General features: G+C 70.1%; 21 protein-coding genes and 1 riboswitch. Of the genes, 8 read left to right on the forward strand and 13 right to left on the reverse strand.

Annotated features, from left to right (window positions below; translation table 11 throughout):
• Nucleotides 1-22: 22 nt before the first annotated feature.
• Both ASF28_RS15985 and ASF28_RS15990 read right to left on the reverse strand, forming a co-directional pair.
• On the reverse strand, nucleotides 23-1,210 hold the full coding sequence (locus ASF28_RS15985) for an FAD-dependent oxidoreductase (RefSeq protein ID WP_056095130.1): 1,188 nt from the start codon (nucleotides 1,208-1,210) through the stop codon (nucleotides 23-25).
• Between the two features lie 5 nt (nucleotides 1,211-1,215).
• Complete coding sequence (locus ASF28_RS15990; RefSeq protein WP_056094715.1) at nucleotides 1,216-1,470, reverse strand: zinc-finger domain-containing protein; 255 nt, start codon at nucleotides 1,468-1,470, stop codon at nucleotides 1,216-1,218.
• Nucleotides 1,471-1,651: 181 nt separating this feature from the next.
• On the opposite strand from ASF28_RS15990, the gene map reads away from it, so the two are divergent.
• The 6 genes from map to ASF28_RS16020 all read left to right on the forward strand — a co-directional run bounded on the left by map (nucleotide 1,652) and on the right by ASF28_RS16020 (nucleotide 7,551).
• Complete coding sequence (map, locus tag ASF28_RS15995) at nucleotides 1,652-2,482, forward strand: type I methionyl aminopeptidase (protein ID WP_056094718.1); 831 nt, start codon at nucleotides 1,652-1,654, stop codon at nucleotides 2,480-2,482.
• Between the two features lie 9 nt (nucleotides 2,483-2,491).
• A complete protein-coding gene (gene radC, locus ASF28_RS16000; protein WP_056094721.1) occupies nucleotides 2,492-3,226 on the forward strand; it encodes a RadC family protein in 735 nt (244 codons plus the stop codon).
• Between the two features lie 124 nt (nucleotides 3,227-3,350).
• Nucleotides 3,351-4,817 (forward strand): circularly permuted type 2 ATP-grasp protein, encoded by a 1,467-nt coding sequence (locus tag ASF28_RS16005; RefSeq protein WP_056094724.1) that lies wholly within the window; start codon nucleotides 3,351-3,353, stop codon nucleotides 4,815-4,817.
• Nucleotides 4,818-4,945: 128 nt separating this feature from the next.
• Complete coding sequence (locus ASF28_RS16010; RefSeq protein ID WP_056094727.1) at nucleotides 4,946-5,890, forward strand: alpha-E domain-containing protein; 945 nt, start codon at nucleotides 4,946-4,948, stop codon at nucleotides 5,888-5,890.
• A gap of 39 nt (nucleotides 5,891-5,929) precedes the next feature.
• Nucleotides 5,930-6,757, forward strand: a complete 828-nt coding sequence (locus ASF28_RS16015) for a transglutaminase family protein (protein WP_056094730.1) — start codon at nucleotides 5,930-5,932, stop codon at nucleotides 6,755-6,757.
• 38 nt (nucleotides 6,758-6,795) lie between these two features.
• Nucleotides 6,796-7,551, forward strand: a complete 756-nt coding sequence (locus tag ASF28_RS16020; RefSeq protein WP_056094732.1) for a hypothetical protein — start codon at nucleotides 6,796-6,798, stop codon at nucleotides 7,549-7,551.
• Between the two features lie 213 nt (nucleotides 7,552-7,764).
• On the opposite strand, the gene ASF28_RS16025 is transcribed toward ASF28_RS16020, so the two are convergent.
• The 8 genes from ASF28_RS16025 to ASF28_RS16060 form a co-directional block, all read right to left on the reverse strand.
• Nucleotides 7,765-8,376 carry a thiamine phosphate synthase gene (locus ASF28_RS16025; protein WP_056095132.1) on the reverse strand — a complete coding sequence of 204 codons (612 nt, stop codon included), beginning with the start codon at nucleotides 8,374-8,376 and terminating at the stop codon, nucleotides 7,765-7,767.
• A 218-nt stretch (nucleotides 8,377-8,594) separates the two neighbouring features.
• The gene (locus ASF28_RS16030) at nucleotides 8,595-9,386 is read right to left on the reverse strand and encodes a thiazole synthase (protein ID WP_056094735.1); all 792 of its coding nucleotides are present in this window, start codon (nucleotides 9,384-9,386) and stop codon (nucleotides 8,595-8,597) included.
• Between the two features lie 4 nt (nucleotides 9,387-9,390).
• Entirely contained in the window at nucleotides 9,391-9,603 is a 213-nt protein-coding gene (thiS, locus tag ASF28_RS16035; RefSeq protein WP_056094738.1) for a sulfur carrier protein ThiS, read from the reverse strand.
• The gene (gene thiO, locus ASF28_RS16040; RefSeq protein WP_082476606.1) at nucleotides 9,600-10,811 is read right to left on the reverse strand and encodes a glycine oxidase ThiO; all 1,212 of its coding nucleotides are present in this window, start codon (nucleotides 10,809-10,811) and stop codon (nucleotides 9,600-9,602) included. The genes thiS and thiO overlap by 4 nt, the downstream gene beginning before the upstream one ends.
• A 69-nt stretch (nucleotides 10,812-10,880) precedes the next feature.
• Nucleotides 10,881-11,010: riboswitch (TPP riboswitch) on the reverse strand.
• A gap of 47 nt (nucleotides 11,011-11,057) precedes the next feature.
• Nucleotides 11,058-12,308: an adenylate/guanylate cyclase domain-containing protein gene (locus tag ASF28_RS16045; protein ID WP_056094740.1), complete on the reverse strand. Its 1,251-nt coding sequence runs from the start codon at nucleotides 12,306-12,308 to the stop codon at nucleotides 11,058-11,060.
• 97 nt (nucleotides 12,309-12,405) lie between these two features.
• A complete protein-coding gene (gene rpoD / locus ASF28_RS16050) occupies nucleotides 12,406-14,406 on the reverse strand; it encodes an RNA polymerase sigma factor RpoD (RefSeq protein WP_056094743.1) in 2,001 nt (666 codons plus the stop codon).
• Nucleotides 14,407-14,605: 199 nt separating this feature from the next.
• Complete coding sequence (gene dnaG, locus ASF28_RS16055) at nucleotides 14,606-16,528, reverse strand: DNA primase (protein ID WP_056094746.1); 1,923 nt, start codon at nucleotides 16,526-16,528, stop codon at nucleotides 14,606-14,608.
• 93 nt (nucleotides 16,529-16,621) lie between these two features.
• Nucleotides 16,622-17,083, reverse strand: coding sequence for a GatB/YqeY domain-containing protein (locus ASF28_RS16060; protein ID WP_056094749.1), 462 nt, complete (start codon nucleotides 17,081-17,083; stop codon nucleotides 16,622-16,624).
• A gap of 203 nt (nucleotides 17,084-17,286) precedes the next feature.
• Between ASF28_RS16060 and carA the strand changes: the two genes are divergently transcribed.
• Nucleotides 17,287-18,537, forward strand: a complete 1,251-nt coding sequence (gene carA / locus ASF28_RS16065; protein ID WP_056094752.1) for a glutamine-hydrolyzing carbamoyl-phosphate synthase small subunit — start codon at nucleotides 17,287-17,289, stop codon at nucleotides 18,535-18,537.
• Between the two features lie 173 nt (nucleotides 18,538-18,710).
• On the forward strand, nucleotides 18,711-19,088 hold the full coding sequence (locus ASF28_RS16070) for a hypothetical protein (protein ID WP_056094754.1): 378 nt from the start codon (nucleotides 18,711-18,713) through the stop codon (nucleotides 19,086-19,088).
• On the opposite strand, the gene ASF28_RS16075 is transcribed toward ASF28_RS16070, so the two are convergent.
• The 3 genes from ASF28_RS16075 to ASF28_RS16085 form a co-directional block, all read right to left on the reverse strand.
• Nucleotides 19,073-19,501, reverse strand: coding sequence for a type II toxin-antitoxin system VapC family toxin (locus ASF28_RS16075; RefSeq protein ID WP_056094757.1), 429 nt, complete (start codon nucleotides 19,499-19,501; stop codon nucleotides 19,073-19,075). The two genes, ASF28_RS16070 and ASF28_RS16075, sit on opposite strands and share 16 nt — an antisense overlap.
• Nucleotides 19,501-19,758 (reverse strand): type II toxin-antitoxin system Phd/YefM family antitoxin, encoded by a 258-nt coding sequence (locus ASF28_RS16080; protein ID WP_056094758.1) that lies wholly within the window; start codon nucleotides 19,756-19,758, stop codon nucleotides 19,501-19,503. The genes ASF28_RS16075 and ASF28_RS16080 overlap by 1 nt, the downstream gene beginning before the upstream one ends.
• A 150-nt stretch (nucleotides 19,759-19,908) precedes the next feature.
• Nucleotides 19,909-20,349 (reverse strand): pseudoazurin, encoded by a 441-nt coding sequence (locus ASF28_RS16085; RefSeq protein WP_056094761.1) that lies wholly within the window; start codon nucleotides 20,347-20,349, stop codon nucleotides 19,909-19,911.
• Between the last annotated feature and the right edge of the window lie 56 nt (nucleotides 20,350-20,405).

The raw sequence follows: 20,405 nt of genomic DNA on the forward strand, positions 1-20,405 counted from the left end.
TCCGAGATCAAGCTGTCCGCGATCACGGCGTCCAGCCGTAGAGCCAGCGGTAGCGGCGGGTCATGCCGGCGGGGCCGAGGTGGCGCATGACCACGTTCCGCACCCGGCCGACGAGGGCGCCGGCGTGGTAGCTGCGGCCGTTGGAACGGGCGGCGGCGCGGACTTTGCGCACGCGGGCCGTGCGGGCCTTGGCGTAGGCGGCGAGGGCCTCGGGCACCGACGCCGCCGCGAGGCAGGCGGCCAGGATGGCGGCGTCCTCCACGGCGAGGGCCGCGCCCTGCGCCAGGAACGGCAGGATCGGGTGGCCGGCGTCGCCGAGAAGCGCGAGGCGGCCCCGCGCCAGGGGGCTGGCCGGCGGGCGATCGACCAGGGACCAGACCAGCCAGGAATCGGGCAGGCTGAGGAGGGCGGCCAGGGGCGGGGCCGCATCGGGGAAGCGCGCCCGCAGGACCGCCGGCTCGCCGAGCCGGCCCCAATCGTCGGTGCCGGTGCGCTCGGGCACCACGGCGACGATGTTGAGGTGGCTGCCGCCCTGGATCGGGTAATGCACCACGTGGCGGTCGCGGCCGAGCCACAGGCCGGTGGCCTCGCCGTCGAGGTCCGCCGGCACCGCCTCGCGCGGCACCAGCGCCCGCCAGGCCGCCGCGCGCCACGGGCGCAGGGGCGCGGTGTCGAGGTGGCCGCGCAGGCGCGAGCGCACCCCGTCGGCCCCGACCGCGAGGTCGGCCACGAAGGTCTCCGAGCGGGCGCCCTGGTGGCTCTCCAGGGTGAGGCTGATGGCGTCGGGGGTCTCGACGAGGCCGGTGACGTCGCGGCCCATGAGCAGCCGGATGCCGGCGCGGCCCCGCACGGCGTCGAGGAGCAGGGTCTGCAGGTCGGCCCGGTGGATCACGTAGTAGGGCGCGCCGAAGTTTTCGCGGTGCTCGGGCCCGAGGGGGATCTCGCCGAGGGTCCGGCCGGTGGCCAGCGCCCGCACCACCACGCCCGGCGGCTCGCTCGCGGCCCGGCGGAGGGCCGCGCCGAGGCCGAGGCCGATGAGGACGCGGCTGGCGTTGGGCGAGAGCTGGAGGCCGGCGCCGACCTCGCTGAAGCCGGTGCGGCGCTCGATGAGGGTGACGTCGTGGCCGGCCGCGTCGAGGGCGAGCGCCGCCGTGAGGCCGCCGATCCCGGCGCCGACGATGGCGATCCGACTCGGGGTGATGGGGGGCACGGGGTTCAGGCGGCGGCCGTGGTCCGGTCGTCCCACACGCAGGCCGCCGGATCGGCGGTCCCGGCCTTCAGGCTCGGGCGGTGCCGGTAGAGGGTCGAGCAGTACTGGCAGATGATCTCGTCCTCCGTGCCCATGTCGAGGAACACGTGCGGATGGTCGAAGGGCGGGCGCGCGCCGATGCACATGAACTCCCGCGACCCGACCTGGATCACCGCGACCCCGAGGTCGTTGTGGAAGTGCGGCACCGCCTTGTCAGCCATCGTCCCGTCCTGCCTGCCGGCCCGTCGAAACCCGTCCGGGCGCCCGTTCGTCGAGACACGGTGTCTAGCCCCTCCCCGGCCCGGCGCCTAGCCCGGCCGACCCCGCCCCGGGTCAGGGTTGGCCTCGCCCGCGCGGGGTCGTACAGAGGAGCTTTCCCGGCCAGCCACGAAACGCCCGCCCATGACCCAGACCGATCAGGCCGTCTCCGAGACCGGACGGCGTTCGCCCGAGCCGCCCATCCACGGGCCGGAGGGATTCGAGGGCATGCGCAAGGCGGGCCGCCTCACGGCCGAGGCCCTCGACGTGCTGATGGAGGCCGTGGCGCCGGGCGTGACCACGGAAGCCCTGGACAGCCTCGCCTACACCTTCGCCATGGACCACGGCGCCTATCCGGCGTCCCTGCTCTACCGCGGCTACCCCAAATCCATCTGCACCTCCATCAACCACGTGGTCTGCCACGGCATCCCCAACGACAAGCCCCTGCGCGAGGGCGACATCGTCAACCTCGACATCTGTCTCATCGTCGATGGCTGGCACGGTGATTCGAGCCGTATGGCCTATGTCGGCGAGGTGCCGCGCAAGGCCCAGCGCCTGTGCGAGATCACCCACGAGTGCCTCATGCGCGGCATCGCGGCGATCAGGCCCGGCGGCTCCACCACCGATATCGGCCGGGCGATCCAGGCCTATGCCGAGGCCGAGCGCTGCTCCGTGGTGCGCGACTTCTGCGGCCACGGCCTCGGGCGCCTGTACCACGACGCCCCGACCATCCTGCACTACGCCGAGCCGAGCTACGACGTGACGTTCAAGCCCGGCCAGTTCTTCACCGTGGAGCCGATGATCAACCTCGGCCGCCCCGCCGTGAAGGTGCTGTCCGACGGCTGGACGGCGGTGACGCGGGACCGCTCGCTGTCGGCCCAGTTCGAGCACACGGTGGCGGTGACGGAGACGGGTGCCGAGATCTTCACCTTCTCGCCGAAAGGCCTGCACCAGCCGGTCAATCCGGCGGCCTGAGCCCGTCCCATGAGCCGCCGCCGACCTCCCGACGCTCCCCTGCCGTCCGGCGAGGCCGGGCCGGCGGAGGCCGAGCCGCACTATCTCGGCCACCGCGACCGCCTGCGCGCGCGGTTTGCGCAGGGCGGCGCCGATGCCCTGCCGGATTACGAACTCCTCGAACTTGCCTTGTTTCGCGCCATTCCCCGGCGCGACGTGAAACCCCTGGCCAAGGCGCTGATCCGCCGTTTCGGCAGCTTCGCCGAGGTGATCTCCGCCGAGCCGGCCCGACTTGCCGAAATCGAAGGCATCGGTGCCGGGGTCATCGCCGACCTGAAGCTCATCGAAGCGGCAGGCCATCGCCTGGCCCGGGGCGCCATCGCGGCCCGTCCCCTGCTGTCGTCGTGGAGCGCCGTCTTGGAGTATTGCCGGGCCACCATGGCGTTCGCGGCGCGCGAGCAGTTCCGGGTGCTGTTCCTCGACCGGCGCAACCACCTCATCGCCGACGAGGTCCAGGGGCGCGGCACCGTCGATCACACCCCGGTCTATCCCCGCGAGGTGGCGCGCCGCGCCCTCGAACTCTCGGCCACCGCCATCATCCTGGCCCACAACCACCCGTCCGGCGACCCGACCCCGTCGGCGGCGGACATCCGCATGACCCGCGAGATCGTCGGCGTCCTCGACCCCCTGGGCATCCTCGTTCACGACCATGTCATCCTCGGACGCGACGGCCATGCGAGCTTCAGGGGTTTGAAGCTCATCTGACCGTGTCGGCTCGCGCCCGGCGTGTTAGCGTCCGCCCCAAGGGGTCCGCCGAGACCTCGAACGGCCGGCCGGCCCGCCCCTGGCGCGCCTCTTGCCTGGAACCTGGCGTTTAAGGGAGGCGTATATGGCGCTCGCTGCGTTCGACGAGATGACCGGGTTTCCCGACGGGGTCCTGCAGGGGGCCTCCCAAGGCGGGACCCTCGACGATGCGGCCGTGCGCGAAGCGTACACCAGCCTGAAGTCCTGGCTCGACACCACGCCGCCGGAGCATTTCAACACCCGCCGCAGCCAGGCGGAGATGCTGTTCCGCCGCATCGGCATCACCTTCGCGGTCTACGGCGCCAACGAGTCCACCGAGCGGCTGATCCCGTTCGACATCATTCCCCGGGTCATCACCAAGCCGGAGTGGAGTTTTCTGGAGCGCGGCCTCAAGCAGCGCGTCACCGCCATCAACGCCTTCCTGAAGGACATCTACGGCGCCCAGGACTGCATCAAGGCCGGCATCATCCCGGCCGACCTGGTCTATCGCAATCCGCACTACCGCATGGAGATGCGCGCCTTCCGGGTGCCGCACGACCTCTACGTCCACATCGCCGGCATCGACATCGTGCGGACCGGCGAGAACGACTTCTTCGTGCTGGAGGACAACGCCCGCACCCCGTCCGGCGTGTCCTACATGCTGGAGAACCGCGAGGTGATGCTGCGGCTGTTCCCGGAGCTGTTCTCCCGCCACCGCGTGGCGCCCGTCGAGAACTACCCCGACGCCCTCCTCGCCACCCTGCGGTCGCTGGCCCCCTCGACGGCGACCCGCGACCCCACCGTCGCCCTGCTGACGCCGGGGCGCTACAACTCGGCGTTCTACGAACACTCGTTCCTGGCCGACAAGCTCGGCGTCGATCTGGTGGAGGCCTCCGACCTCTTCACCAAGGACGACGTGGTCTACATGCGCACCACGGAGGGGCCGCGCCGGGTCGACGTGCTCTACCGCCGCCTCGACGACGACTTCCTCGACCCCCTGGTGTTCCGACCCGACTCGGTCCTCGGCGTGCCCGGCCTCATGAACGCCTACGAGCGCGGGACCGTGACCCTCGCCAACGCCGTCGGCACCGGCATCGCCGACGACAAGGCGGTCTACAGCTACATGCCCGAGATCGTGCGGTTCTTCACGGGCGAGGAGCCGATCCTGCACAACGTGCCGACCTATCGCTGCCGCGAGAAGGAGGCGTTCGCCTACGTCATGGACAACCTCAAGGACCTCGTGGTCAAGGAGGTCAACGGCTCGGGCGGCTACGGCATGCTCGTCGGCCCGCACGCGACGAAGCGCGAGATCGAGGAGTTCGGGCGGAAGCTCCGCCACGCGCCGGACGGCTTCATCGCCCAGCCGACCCTGGCGCTCTCCACCTGCCCGACCTTCGTCGCCTCGGGGGTGGCACCCCGCCACGTCGATCTGAGGCCCTTCGTCCTGTGCGGCTCCGACGAGATCCGCATCGTGCCGGGCGGCCTCACCCGCGTCGCCCTCAAGGAGGGGTCGCTGGTGGTCAATTCGAGCCAGGGCGGCGGCACCAAGGACACCTGGGTCCTCGACGCCTGACAATCGCGCGCCCATTGACGGCGGGCCGGGCCGGGCACGCTTCCCAACCCGTCGCCGCCTCCGCATAGTCCCCCTCAGCCCAACGGCCGCCGTGCGAAGCGCGGTGTCCGGCGTCTCAACGGAAGCCCATGCTGTCCCGGACCGCAGACAACCTGTACTGGCTCTCGCGTTACGTCGAGCGGGCCGAATTCGTCGCCCGCATCCTCGACGCGGCGCACCGCCTCGCGGCCCTGCCGTCGAGCTACGGCGGCGGCGAGACCAACGAATGGGCCTCGGCGCTGGCGTCCGCCGGCGATCCGGAGGTGTTCAAGCCGCTCTACGACGGGATCACCGAGGCGACCGTCTGCAACTTCCTGGCGTTCAGCCCGCACAACCCGTCCTCGATCCGCTCCTGCATCGAGACGGCGCGCGAGAACGCCCGCAGCGTGCGCACGGCGCTGACCACGGAGATGTGGGACGCCATCAACGGCGCGTGGCTGGAGCTGCGCAACTACGAGGGGCGCGAGCTCAACCGCGACGAGTTCTCCCGCTTCCTCGAATGGGTGAAGGGCGTGTCCCTCGCCTTCGACGGCTCGGCCTACCGGACGATGCTGCGCAACGACGCCTACTGGTTCACGCGGCTCGGCACCGCCATCGAGCGGGCCGACAACACCGCCCGCATCCTCGACGTGAAGTACCGCATCCTCCTGCCCGCCACCGAGCGGGTCGGCGGCAGCCTCGACTACTTCCAGTGGACCACGATCCTGCGCGAGGTCTCGGCCTTCAACGCCTATCACTGGGTCTACCGCGAGAGTGTGAAGCCCCTGCTGGTGGCCGATCTGCTCATCCTCAACCGGCAGATGCCGCGCTCCCTTCACAACTGCTACGGCATGCTGGTGGAGCATCTCGACCTCATCGCCGACGCCTACGGCCGGCGCGGCGCCAGCCAGCGGCTGGCCAGCAACACCCTGGCGCACCTGGAGGGCGAGAACATCGACCGGATCTTCACCTCCGGCCTGCACGAGTTCGTCACGGCGTTCATCGCCGAGAACAACCGCCTCGGCGCAGCGGTCATCGAGCAATATCTGGTGTAGTGGTTCCGACCCGGTCGGCACCCGCGAAAAGGTCGCCTCATGCGAATCCGCGTCTTTCATGAGACCAACTACACCTACGAGCATCCCGCCCGGAACCTGATCCAGGTCCTGCGCCTGCGTCCGCGCGACCATGACGGCCAGTACGTCCGGCGCTGGCGCATCGAGCCGTCCATCGACGGCCGGATCAGCGAGCGCGAGGACGGCTTCGGCAACGTGGTGCACTGGTTCACCGCCGACGAGCCGGCGGAATCCCTGACCATCCGCGTCACCGGCGAGGTCGACACCAACGAGATGCACGGGGTGGTGCGCGGCACCGTCGAGCGCCTGCCCGACGAGTTCTACCTGCGCGATTCCGACCTCGCCCTGGCGAGCGAGCCGATCCAGGCCTTCGCCCGCGAGGTCCGGGCCGCCGGCGACACCTCGCCCCTGCCCTGCCTGCACCGGCTGCTCGCCGCCGTGCACGATCGCGTCACCTTCGAACCGGGACCGACGAGCGCCAGCACCACGGCGGCGCAGTCGTTCGAGCAGGAGAAGGGCGTCTGCCAGGACCTCACCCACATCTTCATCGCCGCCGCGCGCCACCTCGAGATCCCGACCCGCTACGTCTCGGGCTACTTCCACCGCGACGACGGGATGGTCGATCAGGAGGCGGGCCATTCCTGGGTCGAATCCCTGGTGCCCAACCTCGGCTGGGTCGGCTTCGACCCCGCCCACGGCATCGCCACCACGGAGGCGCATATCCGCGTCGCCATCGGCCTCGACTACCTCGGCGCGGCCCCGATCCGCGGCAGCCGCATGGGTGGCGGCACGGAAACCCTCGACGTGAAGCTCCGCGTCGAGCAAGCACAGGCGACGGTCCAGGCCTGAGTTCCACCGGCCACTGGACGCGAAGAAAGCTCGAGACGATGACCTACTGCGTTGGTGTGCTGGTCGAGGAGGGCCTGGTGATGATCGCCGATACCCGCACCAATGCGGGCCTCGACGACATCTCCACCTACCGCAAGCTCCACCACTTCAACGTGCCGGGCGAGCGGGTGATGATGCTGGCATCCGCCGGCAACCTCTCCATCACCCAGTCGGTCCTGAGCCTGCTCTCGGAGGGCGTCGAGGGCGATGCGGGCGAGCCGAAGATGAAGCTCCTCGAGGCGCCGACCATGTTCCAGGCGGCCCAGCTCGTCGGCCGGGCCATCCGCCGGGTGCGCGAGATCGAGAAGGTCGCCTTCGAGGCGGCGAACCTGCGCTTCTCCGTCTCGCTCCTGTTCGGCGGCCAGATCGGCACCGACCCGATGAAGCTGTACCTCATCTATTCCGCCGGGAATTTCATCGAGTGCAGCGGCGATGCGCCGTTCCTGCAGATCGGCGAGCACAAGTACGGCAAGCCGATCCTCGACCGGGCGGTGAAGTACGAGACCGATCTCTACGACGCCCTCAAGGTCGGCCTCGTCTCCATGGACTCGACCATGCGGTCCAACCTCGGCGTCGGCCTGCCCATCGACATCGCGCTTGTGCGCCGCGACGCCCTCACCCTCGAGGTCAACCACCGCATCGAAGCGGGCGAAGGCTATTTTCACGACCTGCGCGAGCGCTGGTCGGCGGCCCTGCGCGCCGCCCACCGGGCGATCCCGCGCCCGCCCTACGGCCCGGCGGCCGACCCGAAGTAGTTTTTCGGCGTTTCGCAGCGCGTTCAGCCCTCTCCCGAGGGGGCTACGGCCTTCACACATCCCGCGGGCAGCGCAGGTCCCCTCTCCTTCCAGGAGAGGGAGCCCCGGTGCGCCTCCCGCCCGCATGCGGATGCCTGCCGCTGCACGGGATCGGTTCATTCGCAGTTGTGTGAATCCTACAGCCCGAGGGGGGAGTTGGTTTCCAGCGCCGCTTTACGTCCTCCAGGCGTCGAGAAGCGTGCGCACGTCGCCGGCGGGGTCGCCGCCGCGCATCAGGCCGCCCATGACGGCGATCCCGGCGGCCCCCGCCACCCGGCATGGCCGGACCCCCTCGCGTGTGATGCCCCCCAGGGCGATGACCGGCAGGCCGTGGCGACTCGCCGCCCGCAAGGCCTCCGGCCCCAGGGCGGGGCCGTAGCCGGGCTTGCTCGGCGTCGCGAAGATCGGGCTCAGGGTGGCGTAGTCCGCGCCGTGCCGGGCGGCCGCCTCGACGTCTCCGATGGTGTGTGCGGAAACTCCGATCAGACCCGCGGGCAGGCGGCGGCGCGCCTCCGTCATGTCGGCCGGTGTCGCCCCACCGGGCAGGTGGACGCCGTCCGCGCCGAGTGCGGCGGCGAGTGCCGCGTCGCCTCCGAGACTGAGGACGCCCCCCCGGGCGCGTACCCGCGCCAACACCGCACGGGCCAGTGTCTCGCGCGGGCCCGGCGCCAGATCACGCTCGCGGAACCACACCCAGCGCGCCCCGCCCGCGAGAAGGGCATCGACGCGGGCGGCGAGGGCAAGTCCGGACGGGCCACAGGGGTCCCTTGTCGGCGGCCCCTCCATCGGGTGACCGGCCGGACGTTCGGTGTCGGTCGCGACCGGCCCCCTCTCCTGGAAGGAGAGGGCTGGGGTGAGGTGTGGGACATCTCCGAAAAACTCACACACCTCACCCTGTCCCTCTCCTTTCAGGAGAGGGGACCCGCGCCCGAGACCGGCCGCATTGTCGAGCGACCCGAAGGATGCCCGGTCCGTCACCACCAGGAGCGGCGACGGCAGCGCCCTCACGAGCCGACGAGGCCGAGCTGCGGGCTCGACGGTTCCGCCCGGCCCCGCCGCGGGATGCGACCGGCCCGATGCGCGAGGCGGCCCGCTTCCACGGCGAGACCCATGGCGCGGGCCATGCGCACGGGGTCGTCGGCTTTGGCCACCGCCGTGTTGAGAAGGCAGCCCGCCGCTCCGAGCTCCATGGCGATGACGGCGTCGGACGCCGTGCCGATGCCGGCATCGACGATGACGGGCACGGGTGAGCGCCGGCAGATCAGTTCGAGGTTGGCGGGGTTCGCGACCCCCATGCCCGACCCGATGAGCGACCCCATGGGCATCACGGCGGCGCAGCCGATGTCGGCGAGGCGCTGGCAGACCACCGGATCGTCGTTGCAGTAGGGCAGCACCGTGAACCCGTCGTCCACGAGGTGGCGGCAGGCCTCGAGCAGCTCGGCGACGTCCGGGTACAGGGTCTCGCGGTCGCCGATGACCTCGACCTTGACCCAGGTGGTGTCGAGGGCCTCGCGGGCGAGTTCGGCCGTCATGATCGCGTCGCGGGCCGTCTCGCAGCCGGCGGTGTTGGGCAGGAAGCGGTAGCCCTTCAGCTTGCTGACCGTGTCCGAGCCGTGGCCCTGCAGCGAGACCCGGCGGATGGAGGCGGTGACCACCTCGGCGCCCGACGCCGCCACGGATTCGGCCATGATCGTCTGCGTCGGGTAGCCGGCCGTGCCGATGAACAGGCGGGAGCCCAGGGTGATGCCGGCGATGATCAGGGGGTCGTGGTGCCGGTCGTCGTGGGGTTCGGTCATGGTGTCAGCCTCCCTGCATGGCGCGGACGATCTCGACCCGGTCGCCCTCTGCCAGTTGCGTCGCTTCCCAGTCCCGGCGGCGGATCACCGCGCCGTTGAGGGCGATGGCGATGCCCTGCGGGCTCGCGATGCCGGTCTCCTCGGCCTCGATCCGGAACAGGGCGTCGAGAGTTTCGGCCGCGCTCTCGTGGGGCTGGCCGTTGAGGGTGAGCTTCATGCGGTCGCCCTCTTTGACACCGGGGCGAAGCGGGCGCGGCCGAAGGCGCGGGCGTAGTCCGGCAAGGCGCCCTCCGTCAGCAGGGCCGCCACGGCGTCGGCGGTGGCGGGTGCCAGGAGGTAGCCGTTGCGGTGGTGGCCCGTCGCCACGACGAGGCCGGGGGCCAGGGTGTCGATGATCGGGGCATCGTCGTCGGAGGTCGGGCGGTAGCCGCTCCACACGGCCTCCACCGCCATCTCCTCGATGCCGGGCAGGACGCGCCGGGCGCCCTCCAGCAGGGCGTAGAGCCCGCCCGCCGTGACGCCGGGGGTGAAGCCGCAATCCTCCACCGTCGCCCCGACGATGAGGTGGCCGTCGCTTTTGGGCGCCATGTGGACCTGCTCGGTCCAGACCATGTGGCTGAGCGTGCCGGTGCGGGCCGTGGTGCGCAGGGCCAGGGACTGGCCTTTCAGGGGCCGAACCGGCAGGGCGAGGGCCTCGGGCAGGAGGCCCGCCTGCCCGCTCCAGGCCCCGGCGGCGAGGATGACGGTCCCGGCCGCGATCCGGCCCTGTCCGGTGGAGAGTCCGGTGACCCGGCCGGCTTCCCAGTCCAGGGCCTCGACGGGGCAGGCCTCGACGATGGTGACGCCCGCCGCCACGCAGGCCCGGATCAGGGCGGCCATGACCCGGCTCGGATCGACCTGATGGTCGCGGGGGCAGAACAGGCCGGCGGTGACGGCTGGGCGCAGGGCCGGCTCGCGGGCGCGCACCTGCGGGCCGCTGAGCCAGGTGGCGTCCAGCCCCGAGCGGATCTGCAGGTCGTGGCGAAACCGCAGGCGGTCGACCTCGTCGCGGCCGATGGCGAGGACCAGGGTGCCCTCCTGCCGGTAGTCGATGTCGACGCCGGACGCCGCCTGGAGGTCGTCGCGGAATCCCGGCCAGCGCGACAGGCTCTCGAGCGCCAGGGGCAGCAGGGGATCGGAACCGGGCTCGTGCTCGGCGGCCGGGGCCAGCATGCCGGTGGCGGCGAGACTCGCCCCCGCGCCCACGGTCTCGCGCTCGACGACGGTGACGGACCGGCCGCCTTGCGCGAGGCGCCAGGCCATGGACAGGCCGATGAGGCCGCCGCCGACGATGGCGACATCGCTCCGTGCCGGCAGGGCCGACGGCGCCCGCGGCGTGGCGGGCGAACGCCTGAGATCGATGGGTCGGGTGGGGTTCGGCTCCAAGACAACCTCCGCGACGCGACGCAGAGACAGTGGGCCTGTGCGCCTCGCGAGGCGCGTGCCGGGCTTTGAAAAAACACGGCGGTCCAATCCCTACGCCGGTATGAACCGGTTCAGGTTCGAAGGATTTCCGCGCCGCCGCCCGCCAAGGGACGACTCATCGGTTTCTCAGCCCCTTGCCGGGGATCTCCCTGGAACACCCCCGATGTGGGCCGGGACGGCGCTCCGGTCAACACCCCGTCGGCCTTGTCAGACCGTCGCGGGGGCGCGTCCGGGGCGGAACACGCGCATGGGCTCGGCGAAGCCGTCGAGGGTGTGGGCGCCGAGGGGCACCGGATCGCCCCACAGGAAGTCGACGAAGGGCTTCGACATCAGCAGGGGTTCGCCCAGCGTCCGGTTGAGGCGGGCGAGGCGGCTGGCGAGGTTCACGTCGCGGCCGATGACCGTGAAGTCGAGGCGCGCACCGGAGCCGACGTTGCCGTAGGCGGCCTCGCCGTGGTGGAGCGCGATGCCCGCCGCCACGGGCTGGGCGAAGCGCCCGAGGCCGTTGGCCTCGTCGAGGGCCGCCAGCGCGCTCTGGGCCGCCGTGAGGGCCCCCTTGGCCGCGCCGCCGAGGTCGTCGCCGCGCTCGCGAAAGATCGCCAGCAGGCCGTCGCCGAGGTACTTCAGGACCTCGCCGCCCTCGCGCTCGATGGCCGGCACGAGGCAGTCGAAGAAGATGTTCAGGAGGTCCACCGCCTCCTCCGGGGTCATCTCGGCGGAGATGCGGGTGTAGTCGCGCATGTCGGCGAAGAAGATCGCCGAGCGGATGCGCTGGACGTGGCCGCGCCGGATCGAGCCGGCCAGGATCGCCTTGTGCGGCTCGTCGCCGACATAGATCCGGAGCACGTGGTCGAGCTGCTTGTTGATGCTGCGCATCTCCATCACGGCGGCCAGCGTCGGGATGACGAAGCGCAGGATCGCCACATCCTCATCGCGAAAACCGTCCTCGCTCCGGGTGGCGAAGGTGATGCCGTTGCGGGTGCCGTTGGTGAAGAACAGGGGCGCGACGATGTAGTGGCGGTAGCCCCCGGCCTTGAGGTCGGGGATCACCGCGTAGGCGTCGGACGCCGTCTCGGCGAGATCGAGGATCAGCCATTCCCCGGTCTCGTGGACCGTCTGGAACGGGCTCTCGCGGTAGGCCTTGTCGGAGGCGTCGCCGTGCGGAAACAGCCGCACCGTCGAGCCCGATTCCCGGGTCCAGAACCGGCCGACGCCGGAATACTCGGAATGCAGGGCGTCGATGGCCGTGGTCGCCCGGTCCACCGGCACGCCGAGGTCGATGAGGCGCTCGGCCAGCCCCGCCAGCAGGTCCTCGGCGTTGGGCATCCGCGCGCCCTCGCTCAGCAGCCAGTCGCGCAGGGCCACGCATTGCTGCAGGGCGCCGAACGGCACGTCGTTCGCTTCCGACCCGTCGGCTTCGGCGGTGGGCGGCGACTGGGGTGGGCCTCGATCGAGCATGGCGCCTGGCTGGATTACGGGGCCGGATCGGGCAACCGGACTGTCGGCATCGCCCCCGAGCCGGCGGCGCCCTCGCGCCACCGGATCTTGTTCGCGCTCAGTTGTCGAGGAAGCTCCGGAGCTTGCGCGACCGGCTCGGGTGCTTGAGCTTGCGCAGGGCCTTCGCCTCGATCTGGCGGATGCGCTCGCGGGTCACCGAGAATTGCTGGCCGACCTCTTCGAGGGTGTGGTCGGTGTTCATGCCGATGCCGAAGCGCATGCGCAGCACGCGTTCTTCGCGAGGGGTCAGCGACGCGAGGACGCGCGTCGTCGTTTCGCGAAGATTGCTCTGGATCGCAGCATCGATGGGCAGGACGACGTTCTTGTCCTCGATGAAGTCGCCGAGGTGCGAATCCTCCTCGTCGCCGATCGGGGTTTCGAGGGAGATCGGCTCCTTGGCGATCTTCAGGACCTTTCGGACCTTCTCCAGCGGCATCGCCAGCTTCTCGGCCAGCTCCTCCGGGGTCGGCTCGCGGCCGATCTCGTGCAGCATCTGGCGAGACGTCCGGACGATCTTGTTGATCGTCTCGATCATATGCACCGGGATGCGGATGGTCCGCGCCTGGTCGGCGATCGAGCGGGTGATGGCCTGACGGATCCACCACGTGGCGTAGGTCGAGAACTTGTAGCCGCGGCGGTACTCGAACTTGTCGACGGCCTTCATCAGGCCGATGTTGCCCTCCTGGATCAGGTCGAGGAACTGCAGGCCGCGGTTGGTGTACTTCTTGGCGATGGAGATCACGAGGCGGAGGTTCGCCTCGATCATCTCCTTCTTGGCCTGACGGGCTTCGCGCTCGCCCTTCTGGACCATGTTGACGATCTTGCGATATTCGCCGATTTCCAGGCCGGTTTCGGAGGCGAGCGTCAGGATCTGCTCGCGCAGGCGCACCACCTCCTTCTGGCCCTTCTCGACGAGGTTCTTCCAGCCGCGGCCGCCGAGGCTGCCGACGCGCTCCATCCAGTTCGGATCGAGCTCCCAGCCCTGGTAATGGCGCAGGAACTCGTCGCGGGCGACGCCGTGGGTCTCGGCGTAGCGCATCAGGCGGCCCTCATGCGAGATGAGACGCTTGTTGATGTCGTAGAGCTGCTCGACCAGGGCCTCGATGCGGTTGGCATTGAGGGACAGCGACTTCACGTCGGTGACGACGATGTCCTTCAGCTCCTCGCGCTTGCGCGCCTGGGCGTCGGTCTGGGTGCCGCCCGAAGCCTTCAGCTCGGCATGCTCGCTCTGGAGCTTGCGCAGCTTCTTGTAGTTGTTGGCGATGTTGTCGAACGTCTCGAGGACGCGCGGCTTGATCTCGGTCTCCATGGCCGCCAGGGAGACGTTGTTCTCCATGTCGTCCTCGTCGTCGCCCTCGGGCGCCGCCGGGGGCTCGGCCTCGGCCTCCTCGGTCTCCTCGCCGCCCTCCGCGATCTGCATCGCGTTCTTGGCGTCGGGGCCGGCATAGGTGGCCTCGAGATCGATGATCTCGCGCAGGAGCACCCGTCCGTCGACGAGCTCGTCGCGCCAGATGATGATGGCCTGGAAGGTCAGCGGGCTCTCGCACAGGCCGGCGATCATCGCCTCGCGGCCCGCCTCGATGCGCTTGGCGATGGCGATCTCGCCCTCGCGCGACAGCAGCTCCACGGAGCCCATCTCGCGCAGGTACATGCGCACGGGATCGTCCGTGCGGTCGGTGGGCTCCTTGGTCGTGGTCTCGCGCACGGCCGGGGCCTTGGTCGGCGCGATCTCGGCGACCTCGGTCCCCTCCGCGCCGTCCTCGTCCTCGGACGCCTCGCCGTTGGGCTTGGCCTCGCCGGCGGTCTCCTCGGTCTCCTCCGCCTCGACGACGTTGATGCCCATCTCGGAGAGCTGGGACAGCACGTCCTCGATCTGGTCGGGGTCGGACTGGCCGTCGGGCAGGACCTCGTTGATCTCCTCGTAGGTGATGTAGCCGCGCTTCTTGGCGAGCTTCACCATCCGCTTGACGGAGGCATCCGTCAGATCGAGGAGCGGCCCGTCCGTCTGTGCCTCGGGGGCAGCATCGGTCTCGTCCCGTTCCGTTGCCTTCGTCGCCATGGTCCGCCTATGGTTGTCGTGGCAATGTCGCGCGGGAGCGTGTGTCTCACTCCGCGTCGCCGACGCTGCAATGCATATGGTATGCGGGACGCCGAAAAGCGCCCGCGTCGATCTCAGATCCCGGTATGCAAGCGAGACGCTTGACCGATTGTTAACCATGCGCCGCCTTCGGCGCGTGAATTCCGTTCCTTCGAAGGGCCTAGCCCGCCGCCGCGTCGGCGTCGGGCCCGCCCTCCTCCGCCTCCGCTCCGGCGACAACGGCCATACGTTGCTTCACGTCACACAGCCAAGCGAAGTTCGCCTCCGTGAAGTCCTCGGCCAGAGCATGTTCGGCCAGGCGGAGTTCGCTATTTAGCGCGCCGGACTTGCGGTGCAAGATCACGGCCTGACGCAATGCGTCTTCGAGACGCACGGGATCGGCATGCGCGTCAAGGGTCCATCGATCGCCCGGACGCACATGCGTGGCGAGCCGCGTCGCCGCCTCCGCGAGTCCGGCCCGGCGCAGGCGGGCCTCCAGAACCTCGACATCGGGCTGTCCGGCATCGGCATGGCTGTCGAGCAGAAGGGAGCGCAGGGCCTGCGCGTCGAGATCGCCGAGTTCGAGTTCGGCCAGATCCTCGGCCTCGATCCCCAGCAATTCCGGGTGGACGAGGAGGCTCGACACGATCATCGCCTCGCGGTCGCGAAACGCCACGGGACCGGCGGCGTTGGTCTCGCCGGCGTAGAGCGGATTGAACTTCGTCGTAATGCGCGGCGACGGCGGCGGATCGCCCGGGCGCGGAGTCCGCTGGTACGCCGGCCGGCTCGCCCCGCCCTGGCGGGGTTCCCACGGACCGCGCCGGCCCTGATTCGCCTGGGGCGAGAGCGCGCGCAGGCGGCCCTCGATCTCGTCGCGGTAGAAACCGCGCACGGTCTCGTCGCGGATGCCGGCCACCATCTCCCGCAGGGTCTTGGCGAGACCGGCCCGGCGCTCGGGCGTGTCGAGGGGGGCGCCCTCCGTGGCCCGCGACCACAGCACTTCGACCAGCGGCCGAGCGCCCTCCAGCACCCGGTCGATGGCGGCCTTGCCCTCGGAACGCAGGAGATCGTCGGGATCCTGCCCCTCGGGCAGCATGGCGAAACGCAGGGATTTTCCCGGTGTCAGGCCCGGCAGGGCGACGTCGAGGGCCCGGAAGGCGGCGCGCTGGCCGGCGCCGTCGCCGTCGAAGCACAGGATCGGCTCGTCGCCGTGGCGCCACAGGAGCGCGACCTGCTCCTCGGTGAGCGCCGTGCCCAGCGGCGCCACGGCGTTGGGGTGGCCGGCCAGCGTCATGGCGATGACGTCGACGTAGCCCTCCACCGCGATGATCGTGCCGCGATCGTGCGCGGCCTTGCGGGCGCCGTGGAGGTTGTAGAGGATTTGGCCCTTGTGGAAGAGCGGCGTTTCCGGCGAGTTCATGTACTTCGCCTTGGCGTCGGCCTGCATCGCCCGGCCGCCGAAGGCCACGACCCGGCCGCGGCTGTCGGTGATGGGAAACATCACCCGGTCGCGGAACTTGTCGAACGGCACCTTGATGTCGTCGCCGGTGACCAGCAGGCCGAGCTCGGCCATCATCTCCTTCGCGACGTCCTTGGCGGCGAGGTGATCGCGCAGGGCGTAGCGGTCGGACGGGGCGTAGCCGAGGCGGAAGCGGGCGCGGGTGTCGAGGCCGAGCTGGCGCCGGTCGAGGTAGGCCCTGGCCTCGATCCCGGCGCGCCCCGCCAGCTGCGCCTCGTAGAACGCGGCCGCCATCTCCATCACCTCGAGGGCGCCGGCGCGCTTCGTCTCCATCTCGCGGGTGTCGGCGCTGGGGGTCGGCAGGCTGACGCCGGCTTCGGAGGCCAGCCGCTCGACGGCCTCGGGAAAGCTCAGGCCCTCCGTCTCCATGAGGAAGGTGAACACGTCGCCGTGCTTGCCCGACGAGAAGCAGTGATAGAACTGCTTCTGGTCGTTGACGTAGAAGGACGGCGACTTTTCCGCATTGAACGGCGACAGGCCGCGCCACTCGCGGCCCGCCTTCTTCAGGCGGACGCGGCGCCCGACCACGTCGGAGGCGGGCAGGCGCGCACGGATCTCTTCGAGGATGTGGGGCGGATAGCGCATGGGACCTCTGCGGCCGCCGGAGTCTAGCGCAGGAGGCTTAAGGAGTCGCGAATGTCCGCTGTCGCGGCTCGCCCTCGGCGATCCGGGCGAGTCTCACGCCTTGGCGTTCAGCACCTCTTTCACCAGCCCGCTCGCCTTGCCGAAATCCATGCGGCCGGCATAGGCCGCCTTCAGGGACGCGATGACCTTGCCCATGTCCTTCGGACCGGCGGCGCCCGTTTCGGCGACGGCGCCCTCGATGGCGGCGCGGGTCTCGGCCTCGTCCATCTGCTGGGGCAGGTAGCCGGCGATGATCGCGGCCTCGGCGCGCTCGTTCTCGGCGAGCTCGGGGCGGCCGCCCTGGTCGTAGACGCCGGCCGATTCGTTGCGCTGCTTGATCATCTTCTGCAGGAGGGCGAGGATCTCCTCGTCGGTGGGCTGCTCCTTGCCGAGACCCCGTGCCTCGATGTCCTTGTCCTTGAGGGCGGCCTGGATCATCCGGACGGTGGCGAGCTTCGCCTTGTCGCCGGCCTTCATGGCCTCCTTCATCTCGGTGGTGAGGCGGGCGCGCAGCATGGGGATCTCCTGATCGGGCTGGTCTGTGAATTGCTGAGTGGAGCGTGCGTCTTGAGCCGGGGGATGCGCGGGGCCACATTGACCCCATCGCCGCCCGCTCGGTATGAGCGCCGCACGACAAGCCACCCGCGTGCGCCGTGTCGCACGGCAAGCGCCGTGTCGCACGGCGCCGGGATCGGCCGGACATAAGCGAGATCACGCCGATGCTGCAAGATGAAGGCGCCCGCGCGCACCCCGCCGCACACCCGGCTCCACACCCCGCCCCCTGGGCCGAGCCCGTCGCCACCGCCCTCCTCGTCCTCGCCGACGGCACAATCCTCGAAGGCTTCGGCATCGGCCAGACCGGCGCGGCCGACGGCGAGGTCTGCTTCAACACGGCGATGACGGGCTACCAGGAGATCCTGACCGACCCGTCCTATGCCGGGCAGATCGTCACCTTCACCTTCCCGCACATCGGCAACACCGGCACCAACGACGAGGATCTGGAGAGCCTCGACGCCGCCCCGGCTTCGGGCGTGCGCGGCGCCGTCATCGCCTCGGCGGTGACCAATCCGTCGAGCTGGCGCTCGTCGAGCCACCTCGACGCCTGGCTCAAGGCGCGCGGCATCGTGGGCATCACCGGGGTGGACACCCGGGCGCTCACCGCCCTCATTCGCGACCACGGCATGCCCAACGCCGTCATCGCCAACAGTTCCGACGGCACCTTCGACCGTGACGCCCTGAAAGCCCGCGCCGCCGCCCTCGCCCCCATGGAGGGCCTCGACCTCGTGCCGCCGGTGACCAGCCGTGCCACCTCCGCCTGGTCGCAGACCACCTGGGGCGTGAAGACCGGCTACGGCGACCGCCCGGCCGGCCAGGGCCTGAAGGTCGTGGCCATCGATTACGGCGTGAAGCGCAACATCCTGCGCCTGCTGGCGGAAGCCGGCTGCGACGTCACCGTGGTGCCGGCGACCACGAGTGCGGCCGAGATCATGGCCATGAAGCCCGACGGCGTGTTCCTGTCGAACGGCCCCGGCGATCCGGCGGCCACGGGCGAATACGCTGTCCCGGTGATCCGCGAGCTCCTGTCCGAAAAGGTGCCGACCTTCGGCATCTGCCTCGGACACCAGCTCATGGGCCTCGCGCTCGGCGGCCGCACGGTGAAGATGGCCCAGGGCCACCACGGCGCGAACCACCCGGTGAAGGACAAGACCACCGGCAAGGTCGAGATCGTGTCCATGAACCACGGCTTCGCCGTCGATCCGGGGAGCCTGCCCGCGACGGCGGTGGAGACCCACGTCTCCCTGTTCGACGGCTCGAATTGCGGCCTCTCGCTCACCGACCGTCCGGCCTTCTCGGTGCAGCACCACCCCGAGGCCTCGCCGGGGCCGCGCGACAGCCACTACCTGTTCGAGCGTTTCGTCGCCCTCATGCGGGCGGGCAAGCCCGAGACGATCCACGCCGTGGCGGAGTGAGGCGCACCCCTCGCGCCGCGCCGTGCCTCGATGGCCTGCCCCGATATGGACCGGGGCGCGTCACAAAATGCCCGGCATTGCCGGGCATCCTCGCCCCAATAACGGCCCGTTAACGACGATGTCCGAGGATTCGTCGAGCGGGCCTGGTCCGGAATGACGGCGGGGATCTCCACATGACATTCGACGACGCGCGCGACGACTTTTCGCGGTTGCATCGCCTCTTCACCTTCCACCTCGGGGTCGGTGTCGGCCTGTCCTGGATGACGACCCTGTACGCCGCCTGCTACGCGCCGTGGGTGCGCAACATCCGCGCCCTCATCGACCCCGCCGCCGGCCTCGACCGCGTCGAGAGCACGTGGTCGTTCCTGTTCGTCCTGCCGGCGATCCTCACCATCGCCTGGCTGAGCCTGTTCTTCGGCCGCGAACTCCTGCGCCGCAGCCAGACCCTGTCCAGCGCCGCCCTCGAATTCGCCGCCGCCGCCCTCGTGGCCTTCGGGGTGTTCACCCTGTCCATCGACCGGGCCGTGGCCGCCCTCTACGCCGGGCTCTGACTCCAGGGATTGACGAGCGGGACCCGAGTCGGCGCAAAGTCGGCGGTGTTCCGGGTCACCACCGTCATGCCGTGAACCAGGGCGGTGGCGGCGATCAAAACATCCCGAAACGGCCGTGGATCGGGAACGGACAACCCGGCACTGCGGCGGGCGACCGCCGTGTCGACGGGCAGGATGCGACCGACGAAACCAGGCAGGATATGCTCGTCCAGCCAGGCGCGGAGGAGAGCGCCCTGACGGACGTCACGGCGTTCCACCAGCATGACGCCGATCTCCAGTTCCTGCACGACGATCACGGACAGGAACAGGCTCCCGGCGGGAACGCGGCGGGCCCATGCGATAACATGGGGATCGGCCCTTCCCGACCGGACTTTGCGCAGCTCGGACACGACGTTGGTGTCGAGGATGAACATCACGCGATATCGGCCGCCCGAGGGACTTCGTGTGATCGAGGAAACTCCATCTCCACATCTTCGACGCCAAGTGGCAGGCCGAGGCGATCGATGAGGTTGTCCAGGCCGCCGGTGATGCGCCGATATTCCTCGATGCTGAGCAGGACGTGCGCCGGCCTGCCCCGGTCGGTGATGAACACCGGCCCCGTCGCGGCGGCTTTTTTCGCACGACTGGTATCTTGATTGAACTCACGGGCGGAGAATGTCGTGATCGTCATGACGAGGCTCCCCGGGCGACTTCTGTAGAAACGTTTCTACGAACCGTCTCCGGTGTCAATCCGTGCGCGTCCGGCCCGCGAGGTGCCCACCGGCCGGCGCGATCGGCGAACCGGCCGGAGGCGGACGGACCCCTCCGGCCGCATGGGCCCCTACTGGACCTGCGCGAACAGGGGCTCGAACCGCTTCGTCGCGATCTTGCCGTGCGGGACCGCCTTGGCGGCCTCGAGATTCGCTGGCTTGTCGCCGACCACCACGAGGCCGATCATCCCCATGATGTAATGGGGCGAGCACTTGATGCCGTAGACGCCCGGCTTGTCGAAGGTCACCACCTCCTCCTTGCCCACGACGGTCTTGAACGTGGCCGCGCCCTCGGGCGCCATGCCCTTGATCAGTTCGGCGTTGTGGCCCTTGTCCGTCGGGGCGAACTTGATGCTGTCGCCCGGCGCCAGCTTCACGAAGGCCGGCTCGAACACCATCATCCCGTCCGCGCCGCTGTTGAGGGTCTTGACCGTGACCTCGGCCGCCGTCGCGGTCGTGCCGATGACGGCGCACAGGGCGACCGTTCCGGCGAGCAAGCTCAGCTTCGTCATGCGTTTCCTCGAATGGTTCTGAACAGTATCGGCGATTATCGTCGACGATACTCAAA

The organism is Methylobacterium sp. Leaf99, from assembly GCF_001422375.1.
In the GTDB taxonomy this organism is placed as follows: domain Bacteria; phylum Pseudomonadota; class Alphaproteobacteria; order Rhizobiales; family Beijerinckiaceae; genus Methylobacterium.

Coding starts and splice junctions, on each gene's coding strand:
- ASF28_RS15990 (WP_056094715.1), bottom strand. CDS start 1,470: ATGGCTGACAAGGCGGTGCCGCACTTCCACAACGACCTCGGGGTCGCG.
- map (WP_056094718.1), top strand. CDS start 1,652: ATGACCCAGACCGATCAGGCCGTCTCCGAGACCGGACGGCGTTCGCCC.
- radC (WP_056094721.1), top strand. CDS start 2,492: ATGAGCCGCCGCCGACCTCCCGACGCTCCCCTGCCGTCCGGCGAGGCC.
- ASF28_RS16005 (WP_056094724.1), top strand. CDS start 3,351: ATGGCGCTCGCTGCGTTCGACGAGATGACCGGGTTTCCCGACGGGGTC.
- ASF28_RS16010 (WP_056094727.1), top strand. CDS start 4,946: ATGCTGTCCCGGACCGCAGACAACCTGTACTGGCTCTCGCGTTACGTC.
- ASF28_RS16015 (WP_056094730.1), top strand. CDS start 5,930: ATGCGAATCCGCGTCTTTCATGAGACCAACTACACCTACGAGCATCCC.
- ASF28_RS16020 (WP_056094732.1), top strand. CDS start 6,796: ATGACCTACTGCGTTGGTGTGCTGGTCGAGGAGGGCCTGGTGATGATC.
- ASF28_RS16025 (WP_056095132.1), bottom strand. CDS start 8,376: ATGGAGGGGCCGCCGACAAGGGACCCCTGTGGCCCGTCCGGACTTGCC.
- ASF28_RS16030 (WP_056094735.1), bottom strand. CDS start 9,386: ATGACCGAACCCCACGACGACCGGCACCACGACCCCCTGATCATCGCC.
- thiS (WP_056094738.1), bottom strand. CDS start 9,603: ATGAAGCTCACCCTCAACGGCCAGCCCCACGAGAGCGCGGCCGAAACT.
- ASF28_RS16045 (WP_056094740.1), bottom strand. CDS start 12,308: ATGCTCGATCGAGGCCCACCCCAGTCGCCGCCCACCGCCGAAGCCGAC.
- rpoD (WP_056094743.1), bottom strand. CDS start 14,406: ATGGCGACGAAGGCAACGGAACGGGACGAGACCGATGCTGCCCCCGAG.
- dnaG (WP_056094746.1), bottom strand. CDS start 16,528: ATGCGCTATCCGCCCCACATCCTCGAAGAGATCCGTGCGCGCCTGCCC.
- ASF28_RS16060 (WP_056094749.1), bottom strand. CDS start 17,083: ATGCTGCGCGCCCGCCTCACCACCGAGATGAAGGAGGCCATGAAGGCC.
- carA (WP_056094752.1), top strand. CDS start 17,287: ATGCTGCAAGATGAAGGCGCCCGCGCGCACCCCGCCGCACACCCGGCT.
- ASF28_RS16070 (WP_056094754.1), top strand. CDS start 18,711: ATGACATTCGACGACGCGCGCGACGACTTTTCGCGGTTGCATCGCCTC.
- ASF28_RS16075 (WP_056094757.1), bottom strand. CDS start 19,501: ATGTTCATCCTCGACACCAACGTCGTGTCCGAGCTGCGCAAAGTCCGG.
- ASF28_RS16080 (WP_056094758.1), bottom strand. CDS start 19,758: ATGACGATCACGACATTCTCCGCCCGTGAGTTCAATCAAGATACCAGT.
- ASF28_RS16085 (WP_056094761.1), bottom strand. CDS start 20,349: ATGACGAAGCTGAGCTTGCTCGCCGGAACGGTCGCCCTGTGCGCCGTC.